13 protein-coding genes are annotated in these 16,527 nt (G+C 65.9%); 12 read left to right on the top strand and 1 reads right to left on the bottom strand.

Annotation, left to right across the window (positions count from 1 at the left end; all coding sequences use genetic code 11):
* Nucleotides 1–70 precede the first annotated feature (70 nt).
* Nucleotides 71–1,405 carry an MFS transporter gene (locus QZ471_RS23585; protein WP_295468475.1) on the bottom strand — a complete coding sequence of 445 codons (1,335 nt, stop codon included), beginning with the start codon at nucleotides 1,403–1,405 and terminating at the stop codon, nucleotides 71–73.
* 163 nt (nucleotides 1,406–1,568) lie between these two features.
* Here QZ471_RS23585 and QZ471_RS23580 point away from each other — a divergent pair, with 163 nt between their 5' ends.
* The 12 genes from QZ471_RS23580 to QZ471_RS23525 all read left to right on the top strand — a co-directional run bounded on the left by QZ471_RS23580 (nucleotide 1,569) and on the right by QZ471_RS23525 (nucleotide 16,504).
* Nucleotides 1,569–1,892, top strand: a complete 324-nt coding sequence (locus QZ471_RS23580) for a thioredoxin family protein (RefSeq protein WP_295468473.1) — start codon at nucleotides 1,569–1,571, stop codon at nucleotides 1,890–1,892.
* A gap of 122 nt (nucleotides 1,893–2,014) precedes the next feature.
* Complete coding sequence (locus QZ471_RS23575; protein WP_295468471.1) at nucleotides 2,015–3,820, top strand: phenylacyl-CoA dehydrogenase; 1,806 nt, start codon at nucleotides 2,015–2,017, stop codon at nucleotides 3,818–3,820.
* 167 nt (nucleotides 3,821–3,987) lie between these two features.
* Nucleotides 3,988–5,757 carry an acyl-CoA dehydrogenase C-terminal domain-containing protein gene (locus QZ471_RS23570; RefSeq protein WP_295468469.1) on the top strand — a complete coding sequence of 590 codons (1,770 nt, stop codon included), beginning with the start codon at nucleotides 3,988–3,990 and terminating at the stop codon, nucleotides 5,755–5,757.
* Nucleotides 5,758–6,116: 359 nt separating this feature from the next.
* Nucleotides 6,117–6,275 carry a YqaE/Pmp3 family membrane protein gene (locus tag QZ471_RS23565; RefSeq protein ID WP_007159763.1) on the top strand — a complete coding sequence of 53 codons (159 nt, stop codon included), beginning with the start codon at nucleotides 6,117–6,119 and terminating at the stop codon, nucleotides 6,273–6,275.
* Nucleotides 6,276–6,536: 261 nt separating this feature from the next.
* Nucleotides 6,537–10,067, top strand: coding sequence for a response regulator (locus tag QZ471_RS23560; RefSeq protein ID WP_295468466.1), 3,531 nt, complete (start codon nucleotides 6,537–6,539; stop codon nucleotides 10,065–10,067).
* Between the two features lie 3 nt (nucleotides 10,068–10,070).
* Nucleotides 10,071–10,889, top strand: coding sequence for a protein-glutamate O-methyltransferase CheR (locus QZ471_RS23555; protein ID WP_295468464.1), 819 nt, complete (start codon nucleotides 10,071–10,073; stop codon nucleotides 10,887–10,889).
* Nucleotide 10,890: 1 nt separating this feature from the next.
* Complete coding sequence (locus QZ471_RS23550) at nucleotides 10,891–11,478, top strand: chemotaxis protein CheB (RefSeq protein WP_295468462.1); 588 nt, start codon at nucleotides 10,891–10,893, stop codon at nucleotides 11,476–11,478.
* Nucleotides 11,471–12,667 (top strand): hybrid sensor histidine kinase/response regulator, encoded by a 1,197-nt coding sequence (locus QZ471_RS23545; protein ID WP_295468459.1) that lies wholly within the window; start codon nucleotides 11,471–11,473, stop codon nucleotides 12,665–12,667. Before QZ471_RS23550 ends, QZ471_RS23545 begins: the two co-directional genes overlap by 8 nt.
* 95 nt (nucleotides 12,668–12,762) lie before the next feature.
* Nucleotides 12,763–13,581 (top strand): NAD(P)-dependent oxidoreductase, encoded by an 819-nt coding sequence (locus QZ471_RS23540; protein ID WP_295468457.1) that lies wholly within the window; start codon nucleotides 12,763–12,765, stop codon nucleotides 13,579–13,581.
* A gap of 10 nt (nucleotides 13,582–13,591) precedes the next feature.
* A complete protein-coding gene (locus QZ471_RS23535) occupies nucleotides 13,592–14,470 on the top strand; it encodes an SMP-30/gluconolactonase/LRE family protein (RefSeq protein WP_295468456.1) in 879 nt (292 codons plus the stop codon).
* Nucleotides 14,471–14,604: 134 nt separating this feature from the next.
* Complete coding sequence (locus QZ471_RS23530; RefSeq protein WP_295468454.1) at nucleotides 14,605–15,864, top strand: acyltransferase; 1,260 nt, start codon at nucleotides 14,605–14,607, stop codon at nucleotides 15,862–15,864.
* A gap of 58 nt (nucleotides 15,865–15,922) precedes the next feature.
* Nucleotides 15,923–16,504, top strand: coding sequence for a DUF4337 domain-containing protein (locus tag QZ471_RS23525; RefSeq protein ID WP_295468453.1), 582 nt, complete (start codon nucleotides 15,923–15,925; stop codon nucleotides 16,502–16,504).
* Nucleotides 16,505–16,527: the final 23 nt, after the last annotated feature.

Genomic DNA, 16,527 nt, shown 5'->3' with positions numbered 1-16,527 from the left:
GTGGAAACTCCGGGGCCTTCTGCCTATCGGCAGGGCGGCCCGGAGGAAGTGCCAACTATGGGACGAGCGGTCAGCCGCGTACCGCGCGATAGCCGGGCTCGCTGCTGTCGGGAATTTCGTCCAGGTCGATCCGCGAGGTCTCGGGCAGGCTCAGGCCACCGACCAGGCCGAGCAGGGCGATCAGGATCAGATACAGCGCCGGCGAGAGATTACTGCCGGTGGCGCCGATCAGCCAGGTCGCCATCAGCGGTGCGGTGCCGCCGAAGATGGTGTAGGCCAGGTTGTAGGTGATGGCCCCGGCGGTGTAGCGGGTGCGGGTCGGGAAGACCTCGCTGAGCAGCGGCGCCGTCACCACGTTGCACAGCACCGCGCCGGCACCCAGCAATAGGGAACCCAGCAGGGCACTGCCGAACTGGCCGCTGCTGGCCAGCAGCAGCGCCGGATAGACGCCGACGGCCAATACCAGACTGGCCAGCACCGTGGTCAGGCGGCGGCCGATCCGGTCGGTGACCCGCCCCAGCAGCGGGCAGGCGGCCGCGGCGGCGAACAGGGTGATCAGGCTGATGGCCAGGGCCGCGGCCCGGTCGAAGCCGCCGGCCAGTTGCAGGTAGGTGGAGAAATAGGTGGTGAACATATAGAAGGACAGCGCCGTCAGCGAGATGAAGGCGCCCAGGCGCAGGATGGAGCGGCCCTGCAGGCGCAGCGTCTCGCCTAGCGGTGAGTGGCTGACCTCGTGGCCGGCTTCCAGCGCCTGGAAGGCCGGGGTCTCGTCGAGCTTGAGCCGCAGGTAGAGACCGATCAGACCCAGTGGCGCAGCGGCCAGGAAGGGGATGCGCCAGCCCCAGTCGGCCATGGCCGTAGCGCCCAACAAGCGTTCCAGACCCCAGGCGGTGAGGGCCGCGCTGGCGAAGGCGAGGAAGGTGGAGACCGGCACGAAGCTGCCGTAGCGGCCGCGGCGATCATGGGGCGAATGTTCCATCACGTAGGCACAGGCCCCGGCGTATTCGCCGCCCGCGGAAAAGCCCTGGGCGCAGCGGATCACCGTCAGCAGGATCGGCGCCCAGATGCCGATGGTGGCGTAGCTGGGCAGGATGCCGATCAGCGCGGTGGCACCGGCCATGATCAGGATGGTCAGCGCCAGGGTGCGCTTGCGGCCGATGCGGTCGCCGAGCAGTCCGAACACGATGCCGCCCAGCGGCCGGAAGGCGAAGGCCACGGCGAACACGGCGAAGGTCTTGAGTAGCCCGGCGGTGGCATCGCCACTGGGAAAGAAGTGGGCGGCGAGCAGGGTGGCGAGAAAGCCGTAGAGGGCGAAATCGAACCACTCGACGAAGTTGCCGATGGACGCGGCGGAGATGACCTTGCGCAGGGTGGCGGGAGAAACGGACGTCGCTGTCTGACTCATGGCGGGCCTCAGGGAAAAGAAGGATACGGAGGCAGAACGGGGGCGCCTTGGTTATGGTGGTGGAAGCGGGGCGTACCGCAGGATCGACGCTAGTCCTTTTCACGCCTGAGAGTAGTCCCCGCAGCGACTTTTCCACCGTTGGAACCGACTTCAGGAGCTGCCCATGTCCATGACCACCGCCTATGCCGCCCAGGAGCCCATGCGGACCGAGGTCGATGCCCTGCCCGGGGTGACTCTGTTGGAGTTCGGCGCGCCCTGGTGCGGTCATTGCCGCGCCGTTCAGCCACCGCTCGCCACCGTCCTGGCGGAGCGTCCGGCCGTGCGTCATCTCAAGATCGAGGACGGCTCCGGGCGGCCTCTGGGGCGCAGTTTCCGCATCAAGCTCTGGCCGACCCTGGTCCTGCTGCGGGACGGCCAGGAATTGGCGCGGTTGGTGCGTCCGCGCGACGCCCAGGCGCTGGACGAAATGCTGGCCTTGGCCGACTGACCGGTCGCCTGTCGCCGCTTGACAAGGACAGGGCTAGAACATAAGTTTCAAACAACTGTTTAAACGCTCGCGGGCAGCGGCCCGCCTTCCTCGACAACAAGCATTAGCAAGAGGTAACAGTCATGCCCGATTACAAGGCTCCCCTGCGGGACATCCGCTTCGTTCGCGACGAACTGCTGGGTTATGACGCGCACTACCAGAGCCTGCCCGGCTGCGGCGACGCCACCCCCGACATGGTGTCCGCCATCCTCGAAGAAGGCGCCAAGTTCTGCGAGCAGGTGCTGGCCCCGCTGAATCGCATCGGCGACCAGCAGGGCTGTACCTGGAGCGAGGAGGGCGTGAAGACCCCCGATGGCTTCAAGGAAGCCTATGCCCAGTTCGTCGAAGGCGGCTGGCCGAGTCTGGCGCACAATCCGGCCCACGGTGGCCAGGGCCTGCCCGAATCCCTCGGCATTTCCCTGTCGGAAATGGTCGGCCAGGCCAACTGGTCCTGGGGCATGTACCCCGGCCTGTCCCACGGCGCCATGAACACCCTGGAGCAGCACGGCACCGACGAGCAGAAGCACACCTACCTGGAAAAGCTGGTCACTGGCGAATGGACCGGCACCATGTGCCTGACCGAGCCCCACTGCGGTTCCGACCTGGGCATGCTGCGCACCAAGGCCGAGCCGCGTGCGGACGGTAGCTATGCCATCACCGGCACCAAGATCTTCATCTCCGCTGGTGAGCACGACATGGCCGAGAACATCGTCCACATCGTGCTGGCCCGCTTGCCCGACGCCCCCGCCGGCACCAAGGGCATCTCGCTGTTCATCGTGCCCAAGCGCCTGCCGGATGCCAGCGGCGCGGCCGGCGAGCGCAATGCCGTGCACTGCGGTTCCCTCGAACACAAGATGGGCATCCATGGCAACGCCACCTGCGTGATGAACTTCGATGGCGCCACCGGTTTCCTGATCGGCCCGCCCAACCGCGGCCTGAACTGCATGTTCACCTTTATGAACTTCGCCCGTATCGGCACCGCCCTGCAGGGCCTGGCCCATGCCGAGGTGGCCTTCCAGGGCGGCCTGAAGTACGCCCGCGAGCGGCTGCAGATGAGATCCCTAACCGGTCCCAAGGCGCCCGAGAAACCCGCCGACCCCATCATCGTGCACCCCGATGTGCGCCGCATGCTGCTGACCATGAAGGCCTTCGCCGAAGGCAGCCGGGCGATGATCTACTACACCGCCAAGCTGGTGGACATCCTCAAGTACAGCCAGGACGAGGAGCAGAAGCAGCAGGTCGAGACCCAGCTGGCCTTCCTCACTCCCATCGCCAAGGCCTTCATGACCGAGGTCGGCTTCGAGGCCGCCAGCCACGGCGTGCAGATCTACGGTGGCCACGGCTACATCGCCGAGTGGGGCATGGAGCAGAATCTGCGCGATGCCCGTATCGCCATGCTCTACGAGGGCACCACCGGCATCCAGGCCATCGACCTGTTGGGTCGCAAGGTGCTGATGACCCAGGGTGAGTCGCTCAAGGCCTTCACCAAGGTGGTGCACAAGTTCTGCCAGGCCCAGGCCGAGAACGCCGAGCTCAAGGCCTTCGTCGAGCCGCTGGCCAAGCTGAACAAGGAGTGGGGCGAGATCACCCTCAAGGTCGGCATGGCCGCCATGAAGGATCGTGAGGAAGTGGGCGCCGCCGCCGTCGACTACCTGATGTACTCCGGCTATTGCTGCCTGGCCTACTTCTGGGCCGACATGGCGCGGGTCGCCGCCGAGAAGCTGGCCGCCGGTACCGACGAAGCCGCCTTCTACCAGGCCAAGCTGGCCACCGCACGCTTCTACTACCAGCGCCTGCTGCCCCGTACCCGCGCCCATGCCGAGGCGCTGCTGGCCGGCGCCGGCAGCCTGATGGCCCTGGCCGAAGAGGACTTCGGTCTGGGCTACTGATCCACGGCGTTACACCCGCGAAAACCCCGCCACGGCGGGGTTTTCGTCTTTCAGGGGCGACCTCCGATCGGCTGACCATGTGGTCAGATCATGAACCTATGTCTCCCTTCCGGTTCGGTCTTACACTCAAGTCATACCGACAAGAACACCTTCCGAGGAGACTCGACATGGCTGACTACACCCCGCCGCTTCGCGACATCCGTTTCGTGCTGGATGCCGTCCTCAAGGTCAAGGAGCGCTGGAGCCAATGGCCCGCGCTGGCCGAGGTGGTCGATGGCGAGACCGCCGACGCCATTCTCGAGGAAGCCGGCAAGCTGTGCGCCCAGGAGCTGGCGCCGCTCAATCGCAATTCCGACGAAGAAGGCTGCCACTGGCAAGACGGCGAGGTGACCACGCCTCAGGGCTTTCGCGCGGCCTATCAGGCTTTCGCCGAGGGCGGCTGGGTCGGCGTCGGTGGCGACCCCGAGTACGGCGGCATGGGCATGCCCAAGGTGCTCACCGCCCAGGTCGAGGAAATGATGCACGCCAGCTGCCTGGCCTTCGGTCTCTATCCGATGCTCAGCGCCGGCGCCTGCCTGGCCTTGCACGCCCATGGCAGCGAAGACCTGAAGCAGGCCTATCTGCCCAATCTCTACAGCGGCCAGTGGTCTGGCTCCATGTGCCTGACCGAGCCCCACGCCGGTACCGACCTGGGCCTGATCCGTACCCGCGCCGAGCCCCAGGCCGACGGCAGCTACCGCGTGACCGGCACTAAGATCTTCATCACCGCCGGCGAGCACGACCTGACCGAGAACATCATCCACCTGGTACTGGCCAAGCTGCCCGATGCGCCGGCCGGCTCCAAGGGCATCTCGCTGTTCCTGGTGCCCAAGATTTTGGTGGACGAGGCGGGCAACCTCGGTGAGCGCAACGCCGTGGCCTGCGGCTCCCTGGAACACAAGATGGGCATCAAGGGTGCCGCCACCTGCGTGATGAATTTCGATGGCGCCGTCGGCTACCTGGTGGGCGAGGTCAACAAGGGCCTGGCCGCCATGTTCACCATGATGAACTACGAGCGCCTGGGCGTCGGCATCCAGGGCCTGGGGTCGAGCGAGCGTTCCTACCAGAATGCCCTGGCCTATGCCCGCGAGCGCTTGCAGAGCCGTTCGCCCGCCGGTGTCCAGCAACCGGCCAAGAGCGCCGACCCGATCATCGTCCATCCCGACGTGCGTCGCATGCTGCTGACCATGAAGGCGCTCAACGAAGGCGGCCGCCTGTTCTCCAGCTATGTCGCGCTGCAACTCGACACCGCCAAGTACAGCCCCGAGCCGGCCGAGCGCGAGCGCGCCGACGCCCTGGTGGCGCTGCTCACCCCGGTGGCCAAGGGCTTTCTCACCGATCTCGGCCTGGAACTCTGCGTGGCTGGACAGCAGGTGTTCGGCGGCCACGGCTACATCCGCGAATGGGGTCAGGAGCAACTGGTGCGCGACGTACGTATCACCCAGATCTACGAAGGTACCAACGGCATCCAGGCACTCGACCTGGTGGGGCGCAAGCTGGCGGGTAGCCGCGGTGCCCTCTATCGTCCCTTCAGCGAAGAGGTACACCAGTATCTCGCCGGTCTGCCGGCGGACGATGAATTCGCCGCGCCCCTGCGCCAGGCGCTGGATCAGCTGGACGGTGTGACCGAATGGCTGCTGCAGGCCGGGGCTGCCGATGCCCAGCAGCTGGGTGCTGCCTCGGTGGATTACCTGCATCTGTTCGGCTACGTCGCCTATGGCTATCTCTGGGCGCGGGCCGCCGCGGCGGCCAAGGGGGAAGAGGCGTCCTTCGCCGCCGCCAAGCTGGCTACCGCCCGCTTCTATTTCGCCCGGCTGTTGCCGCGTACCTTGAGCCTGGCGGCCGCCGTGCGCAGTGGCGCGCAGCCACTCTACGCCCTGGCTGAGGAGGCTTTCTAAGCTGTTGACTGACAAGCTAAAAAGCGTGGCCGTGTAAGCCATGGCTTACATCACGCCGCCGCGATAAGCCATCGCCCAGGCGTGGGAGGCTGCGTAATCTACACCCATCGGATCGCGGTACAGGATGTACCCAGCGCTCCAGATGACTTCAAGGAAATGTGGCCAGGATGGCCCCCCGGCAAGGATGTCGGGCAGAGACTCTCAGGGATAGATGGCCAAGGATTGGCGGCCCGACATGGATGTCGGGTTAAGTCTGCGAAACCCCGCTTCGGCGGGGTTTTTTATTGCCTGTCGGAACCTGATTCAGGCCGTACCAGTCTTAGAGGCATCTTCTTGTCTGCCCTGTACTGGAGTCTGGAATGGACCTCATCCGCCTCATTTTCGCCATCATCCTGCCGCCCGTGGGCGTCTTCCTCCAGGTCGGCTTCGGTGGCGCCTTCTGGCTGAATATCCTGCTGACGCTGCTGGGCTACATTCCGGGTATCATCCACGCGGTCTGGGTGATTGCCCGTCGCTGATACGAGGCGCCAAGGCCCTCGTCCCGCCTGAAGCCTGCCGCTGGGCCCGCGAGTCGGAGCCAAGCGCGATGACGGCGCCGACGGTTGCCAGCGCTGTCACTGCTACAGCGAGGCGCCTGAGTTCGTTCGTCACGAGTCGATCCTGCCGCGCAGGACTGCTGCGCAGCTTTGGATCGCGCTCCGATCGGTGACGGCACTCTCCCGCAGGTGGAGGCTCTGCCGTCGCCGCTCGTTTCGTCCTGTACAAGGCTTTCAGACCCCATGAATCGCGAGTCGCTTCTCGATCAGACGCACTTCAGCAAGATACTCAAACGCAATCTGACCCTGCCCCTGGGTATCGGCGTCTTCAGCGCGATCTTCTTCATCGCCATCATCCTCTATCTGCTGCGGGTGACCCAGTGGGTCGAGCATACGGACCGCGTCATCAGCCAGGCCAATGCCAATTTCCGCCTGGTGGTCGATCTGGAAACCGGCATGCGCGGCTACCTGCTCAGTGGTAATACGAGCTTCCTGCAGCCCTACGAGCGGGCCCTGCCCCAGGTCGAGCCTCAACTGGATGAGCTCAAGGAGCTGGTCAGCGACAGCGCGGTGCAGGTGCGGCGCCTGGAGCGCATCCAGGCCACCCACCGCGACTGGCAGCAGTACGCCGCCCAGGTCATAGACGCGCGACGCACCGGGGGCGATTTCCAGACCTCGTTGAACGATGGCCAGGGCAAGAACCGCATCGACAGCATCCGCCGCGACTACACCGATTTCATCGCCTACGAGGAGCAGATGCGCGCCGAGCGCACCGAGACCGCCAGCCGCATGACGGTGGTCTTCGTCGTCGCCTTCCTGGTGGTCAGCCTGCTGCTCTCGGCGGTCATGGCCTTCTTCGGCCGGCGCGAACTGCTGGGGCTGTCCGCGACCTACAACCGCCTGCTCGACCAGCAGGCCGAGCACACCGAGAATCTGGAGCGGCAGAGCTGGTTCCGTTCGGGCCAGAATCAGCTGTCGGAGGCCGTCATCGGCCAGGCCGCGCTGGGGGCCCTGGGACAGAGCATCCTGCAATTCCTGGCGCGCTACCTGGGCGCCGCGGCGGGGGCGCTCTATGTGCGCCTCGACGACGGCAGTCTCGAACGGGTGGCCGACTACGCTCTGGACGACGAGGGCCGGCGGCGTCGCCAGCGCCTGGCGCCGGGTGAAGGGCTAGCCGGGCAGGCGGTGCTGGAGGGGCGCAGCGTGGCGCTGGACCAGTTGCCGGCCGACTATCTCAAGGTCAACTCGGCACTGGGCGACCGCGACGCCAGCGCCGCGCTCATCGTGCCCATCGAGAACGATGGGCGGGTCAATGGCGTGATCGAGCTGGGCTTCCTGCGCGCCCTGCGGCCGCAGGACGAAGAGCTGCTGACGCTGATCGCCGACTCCATCGGTTCTTCGGTGGAGGCCGCGCGCTATCGCGAGCGGCTGCAACAGGTGCTGGCGGAAACCCAGCAGCTCAACGAGGAATTGCAGGTGCAGCAGGAAGAACTGCGCACCGCCAACGAGGAGCTGGAAGAACAATCCCAGGCGCTCAAGGAGTCCCAGGTCCATCTGGAGCAGCAGCAGGCGGAGCTGGAGCAGACCAACGAGCAGCTGTCGGAGCAGGCCCAGGAACTGCTGCAGCAGCGCGACGTACTGGATGACCGCAACAACCGGCTCAACGAAGCCCAGGAAATGCTCGAAGAGCGCGCCCGCGAGCTGGAGCGCGCCAGCCAGTACAAGTCCGAGTTCCTGGCGAACATGTCCCACGAGTTGCGCACGCCGCTGAACAGCTCGCTGATCCTGTCCAAGCTGCTGGCGGACAATCCCGCCGGCAACCTGAGCGACGAGCAGGTGCGCTACGCCGAGTCCATCTATTCGGCGGGCAACGACCTGCTGACCCTGATCAACGACATCCTCGACATCTCCAAGGTCGAGGCCGGCATGCTGGAGATCCGCCCGGAGCAGGTCTCCCTGCGTCGCCTGGTGGAGAGCCTGAAGACCGCCTTCGAGCCGGTGGCCCAGAACAAGGGCGTCGCCTTCGTGGTAGAGCTGGATGCGCGGATGCCGCCGGCGTTCTTCAGCGATCGCCAGCGGGTCGAGCAGATTCTCAAGAACCTGCTCTCCAATGCCTTCAAGTTCACCGAGCACGGCCAGGTCAGCCTGCGCCTGTCCCTGGAAGACGGCCAGCCCAGCTTCGCGGTCAGCGATACCGGTATCGGTATCGCCGCCGAGCAGCAGGAGCTGATCTTCGAGGCCTTCCGCCAGGCCGACGGCGCCATCACCCGGCGTTATGGCGGTACCGGTTTGGGGCTGTCGATCTCCCGTGACCTGGCATTGTTGCTGGGCGGCACCTTGAGCGTCACCAGCCAACCGGGCGAGGGCAGTACCTTCACCCTGCGCCTGCCACTGGAATACCAGGAGGGCGCCGCGCCGGATCTGCCGCTGACGCCGGTCGTTGCGTCGGCAGCCGCGACTGCATCTGCACCGACGCCGGCCCCAGTGGCCGCGGTCCCGCCCCGTCCGCCGGCGGCTCCTCCGGTCACCGAGGCGGCCGCGCCGGTCGGCACGGTCTTCGCCGACGACCGTGACAGCTGGCCCTATCCGGATCGCCGGGTGCTGGTGATCGAGGACGAGCAGCCCTTCGCACAGATCCTCTTCGATCTCGCCCACGAGCTGAAGTACAGCTGCCTGGTGGCCCATCGCGCCGAGGAAGGCTTCGCCGCCGCCTTGGAGTACCGCCCCGACGCCATTCTGCTGGACATGGGCCTGCCGGATCATTCCGGTCTCACGGTGCTGGAGCGACTCAAGGAAAATCCGCTGACCCGCCACATCCCGGTGCACGTGGTCTCGGCCTCGGATCGCATCGAGACCGCCATGCACATGGGCGCGGTCGGCTATGCCATCAAGCCCACCACCCGCGACGAGCTCAAGGAAGCCTTCAATCGCCTGGAAGCCAAGTTCGCCGCCGGCCTCAAGCGGGTGTTGCTGGTCGAGGACGACGCCCTGCAGCGCGACAGCATCGCCAAGCTGATCGGCGACGTGGACGTGGAGATCACCGCGGTGGAGCTGGGCAGCCAGGCCCTGGAACTGCTGCGCGACGAGGTCTACGACTGCATGGTCATCGACCTCAAGCTGCCCGACATGGAGGGCGGTGAGTTGCTCGAACGGATGGCCAGCGAGGACATCTGCTCCTTCCCGCCGGTGATCGTCTACACCGGGCGCAGCCTCTCGCGCGACGAAGAAGCCGCGCTGCTCAAGTATTCCCGCTCCATCATCATCAAGGGCGCCCGTTCGCCGGAGCGGCTGCTCGACGAGGTGACGCTGTTCCTGCACAAGATCGAGGCCGATATGCCGCTGGATCGCCAGCGCATGCTGGAAAGCGCCCGCAGCCGCGAGAAGGCCTTCGATGGCCGCACCCTGCTGCTGGTGGACGACGACGTGCGTAACATCTTCGCCCTCACCAGCGCCTTGGAACAGAAGGGCGCCAAGGTGGAGATCGCCCGCAACGGCCTGGAGGCGCTGGAGAAGCTCGACAACAGCGACACCATCGACCTGGTGCTGATGGACATCATGATGCCGATGATGGACGGCTACGAAGCCATGCGCGAGATCCGCAAGCGGCCGCACATGAAGAAGCTGCCGATCATCGCCATCACCGCCAAGGCCATGAAGGATGACCAGGAGCGCTGCCTTGCCGCGGGCGCCAGCGACTACCTGGCCAAGCCCATCGACCTGGATCGGCTGTTCTCGCTGATCCGCGTCTGGATGCCGTCGCTGGAGCGCCTCTAGGTCATGAGCGAGCGGCTGCAGGACATCGAGCTGAGGTTGCTGCTGGAAGGCATCTTCCTGAGGTACAGCCACGACTTCCGCAACTACTCCAAGGCCTCGCTCAAGCGCCGGGTGCTGCAGGCGCTGACGCGCTTCGACTGCCCGAGCATCTCGGCGCTGCAGGAGCGGGTGCTGCGCGATCCGGCGCTGTTCGCCGAGCTGCTGCAGTTCATCACCATCCCGGTGAGCGAGATGTTCCGTGACCCGGGCTACTTCCTTGCCCTGCGCGAGCAGGTGGTACCGGTGCTGCGCACCTATCCCTCGCTCAAGGTGTGGATCGCCGGCTGCAGCACCGGCGAAGAAGTCTTCTCCATGGCCATCCTGTTCCAGGAAGAGGGCCTGCTCGACCGCACCCTGTTCTACGCCACCGACATCAATCCCCGCTCCCTGGAAAAGGCCCGGCAGGGCATCTTTCCGCTGGAGAAGATGCGGGCCTACACCGCCAGCTATCAGCGCGCTGGTGGCACGCGGGCCTTTTCCGACTATTACACCGCGGCCTATGACGGCGCTCTGTTCGACAAGTCGCTGATCGCCAACGTGACCTTCGCCGACCACAGCCTGGCCACCGACAGCGTCTTCTCCGAGACGCAGCTGGTGTCCTGCCGCAACGTGCTCATCTACTTCAACAAGAATCTGCAGAATCGGGCGCTCGGTTTGTTCCACGAGTCCCTGAGTCACCGCGGCTTTCTCGGCCTGGGCAGCAAGGAGTCGCTAGACTTCTCCGCCTATGCCAGCCACTTCGAGCCGGTGGTGAAGCAGGAACGACTGTTCCGCAGGCTCTAGCGTGTTTCCGCCTCCGAAGCCATTGCGCCTGATCGTCATCGGTGCCTCCGCTGGTGGGCTGCAGGCGCTGTTGCGTCTGTTCGGCGGCCTGCCGGCCAGCTATCGCCTGCCCATCGCCGTGGTGCTGCACCTGCCCGACGACCGCGCCTCGCGGCTGGCCGAGCTATTCCAGGCCCGCCTTGCCTTGCGCGTCCGGGAAGCCGAGGACAAGGAGGCTATACTGCCGGGCACCCTGTATTTCGCGCCGCCGGGCTATCACCTGCTGGTGGAGGACGACCTGACCCTCTCGCTATCCCGCGATGAGCCGGTGCAGTTTTCCCGGCCCTCCATCGACGTGCTGTTCGACAGCGCGGCCGATGCCCTGGGCGAGCAGGTCTGCGGCATCCTGCTGACCGGCGCCAACCACGATGGCGCCAGCGGCCTGCACGCCCTGGCCAAGGCCGGTGGCGTGACGGTGGTCCAATCGCCGCAATCGGCCGAGGTGCCGACCATGCCCGAGGCGGCGCTGAAGAGATTCCACCCGGATTTCGTGCTGGATGTTCCGGGCATCCATCTATTGCTCATCGAGCTGGAACGCGACCATGGCTGATGTACCCGTCGAACAGGCGAAGCTCCTGCTCGTAGACGACCTGCCGGAGAATCTCCTGGCACTGGAAGCCTTGCTGCGTAGCGAGGCGCTGGAGATCTTCCAGGCCACCTCCGCCGAGGCGGCGCTGGAATTGCTGCTGATGCACGAATTCGCCCTGGCGATCCTCGATGTGCAGATGCCGGGCATGAACGGCTTCGAACTGGCGGAAATGATGCGGGGCCTGGAAAAGACCCGGCACATCCCCATTGTCTTCGTCAGCGCCGCCGGCCGCGACCTGAACTATGCCTTCAAGGGCTACGAGAGCGGTGCGGTGGACTTCCTGCACAAGCCCCTCGATGTCCACGCGGTGAAGAGCAAGACCCGGGTGTTCGTCGACCTCTACTGGCACCGCAAGCGTCTGGCCGAGCAACTGGTGGCCCTGGAGCAGAGCCGCCAGGAGCAGGAGGTACTGCTCGCCGAGTTGCGCCAGACCCAGGTGGAACTGCAGCAGGCGGTGCGCACCCGGGACGACTTCATGTCCATGGTCTCCCATGAACTTAAGACGCCGCTCAACACCCTGATGCTCGAAGCCCAGCTGCGCCGCATGTACCTGGATAAGGGCAAGCTGGAGGCCTTCACTCCCGACAAGCTGGCCAGCATGGCCGAGCGCGACGAGCGCCAGATCCAGCGCCTGGTGCACCTGATCGACGACATGCTCGACATCTCGCGCATCCGCACCGGTAAGCTCTCCATCCGCCCTTCGCAATGCGATCTGGCCGCCCTGGTCAACACCGTGGTCGACAGCTTCGCCTCGCAATTCGCCGCCGCCGGTTGCCCGGTCGAGCTGCATGCGGAAGGTCCGGCACCGGGATTCTGGGACGAATTCCGCATCGAACAGGTGATCACCAACCTGCTGACCAACGCCATGCGTTATGGCGCCGGGCGTCCGGTGGAGATCGCCTTGCGCAGCGATGGCGTCGAGGTGGAACTGAGCGTCAAGGACCACGGCATCGGCATCCCGGTGGAACACCAGTCGCTGATCTTCCGCCAGTTCGAGCGCGCCAGCGGCACCGAGAACATCGCTGGCCTGGGCCTCGGCCTCTATATCGCCGACCAGATCGTCAAGGCGCACCGCGGCAGCCTGCACGTGGAAAGTATCGCCGGCCAGGGCGCGACCTTCAGGCTGCGGCTGCCCTGCCTGCCGGCCTAGTTGGCATTGACAGGGCCCCAGGCGCCCGCGAGAATCTTGAAAAGAGGTGGGATGTCGTACCTCTTGCCAGATAACTCCATAAGAAGGCGCCCGTCATGTCCGAAGTCCAATCGTCACCCTTCCATCGCCTGCTGCTAACCGGCGCCGCCGGTGGTCTGGGCAAGGAGCTGCGCCAGCGGCTCAAGCCCCATGCTCAGATCCTGCGCCTGTCCGACATCGCGCCGATGGACGCCGCCCAGGGCCCGGCGGAAGAGGTGGTGACCTGCGACCTCGCCGATAAGGCCGGCGTCCATGCCCTGGTGGAAGGAGTCGACGCCATCCTGCACTTCGGCGGCATCTCCACCGAGCACGCCTTCGAACCCATCCTCGAAGCCAACATCCGTGGCACCTTCAATCTTTATGAGGCCGCGCGCCGCCATGGCGTGAAGCGCATCGTCTTCGCCAGCTCCAACCACGTCATCGGCTTCTATCGCCAGGACCAGCGCATCGACGCCAGCGTGCCCCAGCGACCGGACAGCTACTACGGTCTGTCCAAGGCCTTCGGCGAGGACCTGGCCAGCTTCTATTTCGACCGCCATGGCATCGAGACGGTGAGCATCCGCATCGGCTCCTCCTTTCCCGAGGCGCAGAATCGCCGCATGCTCGCCACCTGGCTGAGCTACGAAGACCTCACCGACCTCATCCTGCGCAGCCTGACCACTCCCGACGTCGGCCACACCATCGTCTACGGCGCTTCCAACAATCGCGACAGCTGGTGGGACAACCGCTTGGCCGCGCACCTGGGCTTCCAGCCCAAGGATAGCTCCGAGCAATTCCGCGCCAAGGTCGAGGCCCAGCCGCTGCCGGCGGCCGATGATCCTTCGCGGGTCTACCAAGGCGGTGCCTTCGTCGCTACCGGCCCCTTCGACGACTGAGGGGCCTGCGATGACTGCCGAACTGCTGGTCGATGCCCGCAACGCCACCGGCGAGTGCCCGGTCTGGCAGGTCGCCGAACAGGCGCTCTACTGGGTCGACATCCCCGCCAAGCGCCTGCACCGCTGGAGCTCAGACGGCACTCTGGACAGCTGGAGCGCACCGGAAATGCTCGCCTGCATCGCCGCTCGCCAGGGCAGTGGCTGGCTCGCCGGCCTGGAAAGCGGCCTCTTCGCCTTGCAGCCCGAAGCCTCCGGCGAGCTGAGTGGCGAATGCCTGGTCACCCTCGACCACGCCCAGCCGGCCATGAGATGCAACGACGGTCGCTGCGATCGCCAGGGCCGCTTCCTGGTCGGCACCATGGTGCAGGACATGGCCCAGGGCATCCCGGCCGGTCGTCTCTACAGCCACACGGCAGGCGAGGGCGCCCGGCTGCTGCTGGACGACCTCATCGTGCCCAACGGGCTGGCCCTGAGTCCCGATGGTCGCACCCTCTACCTGTCCGACTCCCATCCCAGCCGCCAGTTGATTTGGGCCTTCGACTACGACCCGGATACCGGCACGCCCAGTAACCGGCGGCTGTTCGTCGACATGAACGCCCATCCCGGCCGACCCGACGGCGCCGCGGTGGACGTCGACGGCTGCTACTGGATCTGCGGCAACGACGCCGGCCTGATCCACCGCTTCACCCCGGATGGTCGCCTGGATCGCTCCCTGGCCGTGCCGGTGAAGAAACCCGCCATGTGCGCCTTCGGCGGTCGTAACCTGGACGTTCTGTTCGTCACCTCCATTCGCCCAGGTGGCGACCTGAGCGACCAGCCTTTGGCGGGTGGCCTGTTCGCCTTGAACCCTGGGGTACAGGGTCTGGCGGAGCCGGCTTTCGCGGGTTAGCGGGAAGGGCGAAGCCGCGTCCTGATCGGTGGCCCGTAACCTCGGGACACCGGTTGTCATGGTTTTGTCATCTTCTGTGCCGGGTTCGGCGTCTGGGCGGCTTATAATCAGGTTTTACCGCCGTACTGCCCGCCATGACGACTCCCGCTGCCCTGCGCCCCACCGTCCGTTACTACGGCCTGGAATGGCTGAGATTCCTCATGGCGCTGTACATGGTCGTCTACCATCTGGGCGGGCTCTACAGCGATCTGCCGGACGCCTTCCGCCGCCTGGCCGGCATGGGCTTCTTCGCTACCAGCACCTTCTTCCTGCTTTCTGGCTTCCTGCTGGCCCACGTCAGCCTGGATCGCCAGGGCGCACTCAAGGGCAGCTCCCGTGGCTTCGTGCTGCGGCGCCTGTGCAACCTCTACCCCATCCACCTGCTCACCCTGCTGGTCGCGCTGGGGCTGGCCTATTGGCTGTCCCAGGACTCCTGGCTGGAGCACGGGGTGCCGGTCTACTACAACCAGCATCCCTACCTGCACCTGGAGGAAGGCAACGAGCTGGAGGAGATGTTGCCGCTGTCCTGGCTGGCCGCCACCACCCACGTACTCCTGCAACTGCTCCTGCTGCAATCCTGGGAGCCGCGCTTCCTCTGGCTCAATGGTGCCGCCTGGTCTATCTCGGCGCTGCTGTTCTTCTACCTGCTGTTCCCGTTGCTCGGCCCGCGATTGATGCGCCTGCGCCGCTGGGCCCTGGCCACCGTCGTCCTCTGGGGGCTCTATCTGCTTGGTCCGCTGCTGGCCACCTGGGCCCAGGCCTTCGATACCGTCACCGTCGGCGTCATCCACCGCAATCCGCTGATCCGCCTGCCGGAATTCCTGCTCGGCATCCTGCTCTATCGCGCCGTGCAGGAGCCCTGGGTGGCCGCGACGACCCAGCGCCTGCGCGTGCCGCTGCTGCTGTTCGGCCTGACCGGCCTCTGGCTCGGCGCCCTGCTGCTGGAAGGCGATGGCCGCCGCTGGTTCTACCTGGTCCACAACGGCCTGCTGACACCCTTCCAGGCCGCGGTGCTGTTGGCCTGCGCCACCTTCGGCGAACCCGGTCGCGCCGGTGTACGCCGTCTGGCTCAGCGCCTTGGCGAAGCCTCCCTGTGCATCTTCGCCGTCCATACGCCCCTGATCGGCGTGCTCGAACCCTGGACCCGTACATTGCTGGGCTGGATGCATCTGGCCGGCGACAGCCTGGAAGACCTGGCCGAAGACGTCGGCGAGGCGCTGGCACTGCCCATCCCCATTCCCGGCTGGATGCTGCCGCTGCACCTGGTGCTGATCGTGCTGCTCGGCCTGGCCATGCAGCGCTGGGTGGCCGGTCCGCTGCGCCGCTGGTTGCAGGCGCGCCTGCTCAACTCTTAAGAAGGCCTTAAGCCAGCCCGGCTAGCCTCGCCGCAGGAATCCGCAGCGGAGCTGAGCCTTGTCCAGCGAATACGAAGTCCACGGCCCCCACGACCACGAAGTGGAGCACGCCGCCCACGGCGCCCATCGCCGCGATAGCCTCACCGGCCGCATCGCCGTCACCACCGCCATCCTGGCGACGCTAGGCGCCCTCTGCGCCTACCAGGGCGGCAATGCTGAAAGCCTGGCGCTCTACTATAAGAACGAAGAAGCCATCGCCAAGACCGAAGCCGCCAACCAGTGGGGCTACTACCAGGCCAAGGGCGAAAAACAGAACCTCGCCGACTTGGGCGCTGCCCTCGCGACCAACCCCGACACTGCCCAGCGCTTCACCGAAGACAGCCAACGCTACGCCAAGCAAAAGGTGGAGATCCGCACCAAGGCCGAAGCCCTGGAAGTGAAGGTGCAAGCCAACGAGGCCCTGAGCGAAACCCAACTCCACCGCCATCACCGCTGGGCCCAGGCCACCATGCTGATGCAGGTCGCCATCTCCCTGGCCGCCATCACCCTGCTGACCAGGCGGCGTTGGCTGCAGGCGGCGGTGTATGGGGTGGCGGGAGCAGGGGTGGTGGTTGGGACGTTGGCGCTACTGCATGTCTAGCTATCAAGGCTTTGCCTAAGAGA

The sequence above is a fragment of the uncultured Pseudomonas sp. genome (assembly GCF_913774235.1).
Taxonomy (GTDB): domain Bacteria; phylum Pseudomonadota; class Gammaproteobacteria; order Pseudomonadales; family Pseudomonadaceae; genus Chryseomonas.
Note: the sequence above shows the minus strand (reverse complement) of the source record. Positions and strands in the feature narration are given on the sequence as shown.

Bases quoted from the DNA above. Each gene is read 5' to 3' on its own strand.
- QZ471_RS23570 (WP_295468469.1), top strand. From the start codon at position 3,988: ATGGCTGACTACACCCCGCCGCTTCGCGACATCCGTTTCGTGCTGGAT.
- QZ471_RS23565 (WP_007159763.1), top strand. From the start codon at position 6,117: ATGGACCTCATCCGCCTCATTTTCGCCATCATCCTGCCGCCCGTGGGC.
- QZ471_RS23575 (WP_295468471.1), top strand. From the start codon at position 2,015: ATGCCCGATTACAAGGCTCCCCTGCGGGACATCCGCTTCGTTCGCGAC.
- QZ471_RS23530 (WP_295468454.1), top strand. From the start codon at position 14,605: ATGACGACTCCCGCTGCCCTGCGCCCCACCGTCCGTTACTACGGCCTG.
- QZ471_RS23540 (WP_295468457.1), top strand. From the start codon at position 12,763: ATGTCCGAAGTCCAATCGTCACCCTTCCATCGCCTGCTGCTAACCGGC.
- QZ471_RS23580 (WP_295468473.1), top strand. From the start codon at position 1,569: ATGTCCATGACCACCGCCTATGCCGCCCAGGAGCCCATGCGGACCGAG.
- QZ471_RS23545 (WP_295468459.1), top strand. From the start codon at position 11,471: ATGGCTGATGTACCCGTCGAACAGGCGAAGCTCCTGCTCGTAGACGAC.
- QZ471_RS23535 (WP_295468456.1), top strand. From the start codon at position 13,592: ATGACTGCCGAACTGCTGGTCGATGCCCGCAACGCCACCGGCGAGTGC.
- QZ471_RS23555 (WP_295468464.1), top strand. From the start codon at position 10,071: ATGAGCGAGCGGCTGCAGGACATCGAGCTGAGGTTGCTGCTGGAAGGC.
- QZ471_RS23585 (WP_295468475.1), bottom strand. From the start codon at position 1,405: ATGAGTCAGACAGCGACGTCCGTTTCTCCCGCCACCCTGCGCAAGGTC.
- QZ471_RS23560 (WP_295468466.1), top strand. From the start codon at position 6,537: ATGAATCGCGAGTCGCTTCTCGATCAGACGCACTTCAGCAAGATACTC.